4 protein-coding genes are annotated in these 2,226 nt (G+C 42.0%); all 4 read right to left on the bottom strand.

Annotated features, from left to right (window positions below; genetic code table 11):
* Nucleotides 1-99: 99 nt before the first annotated feature.
* Entirely contained in the window at nucleotides 100-486 is a 387-nt protein-coding gene (locus JO972_RS16685) for a hypothetical protein (protein ID WP_309491224.1), read from the bottom strand.
* 124 nt (nucleotides 487-610) lie between these two features.
* Nucleotides 611-931: a hypothetical protein gene (locus JO972_RS16680; RefSeq protein ID WP_309491223.1), complete on the bottom strand. Its 321-nt coding sequence runs from the start codon at nucleotides 929-931 to the stop codon at nucleotides 611-613.
* A gap of 194 nt (nucleotides 932-1,125) precedes the next feature.
* Entirely contained in the window at nucleotides 1,126-1,536 is a 411-nt protein-coding gene (locus tag JO972_RS16675) for a hypothetical protein (protein ID WP_309491222.1), read from the bottom strand.
* A 130-nt stretch (nucleotides 1,537-1,666) separates the two neighbouring features.
* Nucleotides 1,667-2,122, bottom strand: a complete 456-nt coding sequence (locus tag JO972_RS16670; protein ID WP_309491221.1) for a hypothetical protein — start codon at nucleotides 2,120-2,122, stop codon at nucleotides 1,667-1,669.
* Nucleotides 2,123-2,226 lie beyond the last annotated feature (104 nt).

Genomic DNA, 2,226 nt, shown 5'->3' with positions numbered 1-2,226 from the left:
ACAGCCCTCACAAAAGGACAGCGCTTGATCGAAATCTTAAATCGTCACACATCACTGACTGCCGAACGGTTAGCTGTCGGATGCTTCGTCTTGTTAGGCTTATTCTTGTAGACGGATAGATACTTCTGCACGTATCTGAGATAATCCAATTTTAGCATCGGCAATTGCCTGCTTCGTCCAATTATCGCCCTCGCGCCAACATCGGCTCTTCAAGCTAAGCCTATTAGAAAGATTCGCGTCATACTTCTTCATCAATATTGAGACCTGATCCCAGCCTTCCGCTACATTCCACTCTCTATCTTTGTTCCTTGGGTTATCTTTTCGGAAATCGTAGTAAGCTTCAGTAGCATGATACGCTCTTGATAGAGAAGATAGGGCTTCTTCCTGATCCTTTGTTTGTTCTCTTTTATTTCGTGGAAACATTGAAATAACTTGGAGAATTAACCCAGTTGCTCTCATGATAATATTAGTGTTGTCTTCGTTCATGATTCTTATTCTTGCCTAACGTAGAGCTCAATCGCGCCGTGTAAAACAGTTTCGCACCATTAACGTTTTTAGCTCTGCAACTTCCTCGGACAACGAACGGTATCGCGTCGGATGAAGCGCCTTGTTAGGCCCGTTTTATCGGTTCTATTTTAGCCGTCTTACCGTCAAACATATTCATGAAAGACGAAACTGTCGAATCAGCTGCCTCTTCAGGCGTTCTTCCAAATTGCATCGAATTATATGGTGTTCCTTGGTTAGCGTTCTGAATGGTATGTGATAATTCGGCTTCATACTTATAATCCTCTGAAACGTTCTCACCATAGAGTTCCCATACTGAAACTTGAATCGTGGGTGTTTCGATATCAGATTCGATATTAAATTCATATGTTGCTACTAATTTTCTTGCGGAGTGGATTAATTCGTTTGTTTGAAATTTCGTAATCATGTGGGTTTATAATATGTGCCTAAGGTCGAGAGGCAATGTAAAACCGCTCACGCTGCATGTTATAATTTTTGCCTAACGTAAAGCTCAACCGCTGCGTGTAAAAACGCCGCATATCGAGTATGGTTTTAACTGTAAAATGTCCTCGGACTACGAACGGTTAACAGTCGGATGCAGCGACTTGTTAGCCCAAATTCTTAGCGCATTAAGTCAGAATTCTCATCATGCGGAATCAGCTTAGGATATGCCATACACCAATCCACCACCTTCTCTGTAATTAAGTAATATGGGCTACCATCCCCACTTAGATCAGGACATTCCTGATCACGAATAATCTCTTCAACCTTCTCCTTAATCAAACATTGTTCCTTCTGAGTGAATATCACATCACTTCCAATCTTCTCGCTGATGAAACGCCACATGATCTCATGCTCATCATCCCAGTTCATGTTACCATTCCTGTAGGCTTGATCCGTCAACTTACACGCGATGCGAAGCAATTCCCCCTGTAGGCTCTCCGCCTGACCAGAGTCAGGAACAAGGTCTTCCCATAATCGTTGCTGCTCCCTTTTCCAGTCATAGGGTTTACGCTTTCTTAAGAAGTTCATTATTATTGGCTAACGTAGAGAACAACCGACAGCCCTCACAAAAGGACAGCGCTTGATCGAAATATTAAATCGTCATACATCACTGACTGCCGAACGGTTAGCTGTCGGATGCTTCGTCTTGTTCGGTTTATTATTTAGCGATAACCGAGAAGAGACCAATTAAAGCACCCGTCAGTCCTGTTAATATCACAAAAGCCTTAGAAAACATATCTAGTATTGTCATCCAGACTTCTCTTTGTTTTTTACGCTCCTGCCGAATTGTTTCGCGTAATTCGCAAATCGCCTCTTGTGATAAATGTAAAATATCCTCAGATAAGGTCGATCCCTTCCAAAATTTAGTTCCCAAATGGTAGTCAGATTTTGGTGTTACTGGTATAAAAAGTCGCTCTGCTTCTGATGTTAGCGATGTTGTGATTAAATCATCAATCTCAAACTGTATGATGGACTCTTCGTTACTCCCTTCTTGACCCAGTTCATGACGTTCATCACCTGTTTTGGCCTTGGAAAGAAGTGACATGAACAGTTTATTTGTTTTGTCTTTTTTCCTCTGCAGGCGTCGGAGTCTTATTATGTCTTTTATCTTCATATTATTATACCGAACGTAGAGAACAACCGACAGCCCTCACAAAAGGACAGCGCTTGATCGAAATCTTAAATCGTCACACATCACTGACTGCCGAACGGTTAGCT

The organism is Oceaniferula flava (assembly GCF_016811075.1).
In the GTDB taxonomy this organism is placed as follows: Bacteria; Verrucomicrobiota; Verrucomicrobiia; order Verrucomicrobiales; family Akkermansiaceae; genus Oceaniferula; species Oceaniferula flava.
The sequence above is the reverse complement of the archived record's forward strand: the minus strand, read 5'-3'. Positions and strand labels throughout refer to the sequence as shown.

Coding starts and splice junctions, on each gene's coding strand:
- JO972_RS16675 (WP_309491222.1), bottom strand. CDS start 1,536: ATGAACTTCTTAAGAAAGCGTAAACCCTATGACTGGAAAAGGGAGCAG.
- JO972_RS16670 (WP_309491221.1), bottom strand. CDS start 2,122: ATGAAGATAAAAGACATAATAAGACTCCGACGCCTGCAGAGGAAAAAA.
- JO972_RS16685 (WP_309491224.1), bottom strand. CDS start 486: ATGAACGAAGACAACACTAATATTATCATGAGAGCAACTGGGTTAATT.
- JO972_RS16680 (WP_309491223.1), bottom strand. CDS start 931: ATGATTACGAAATTTCAAACAAACGAATTAATCCACTCCGCAAGAAAA.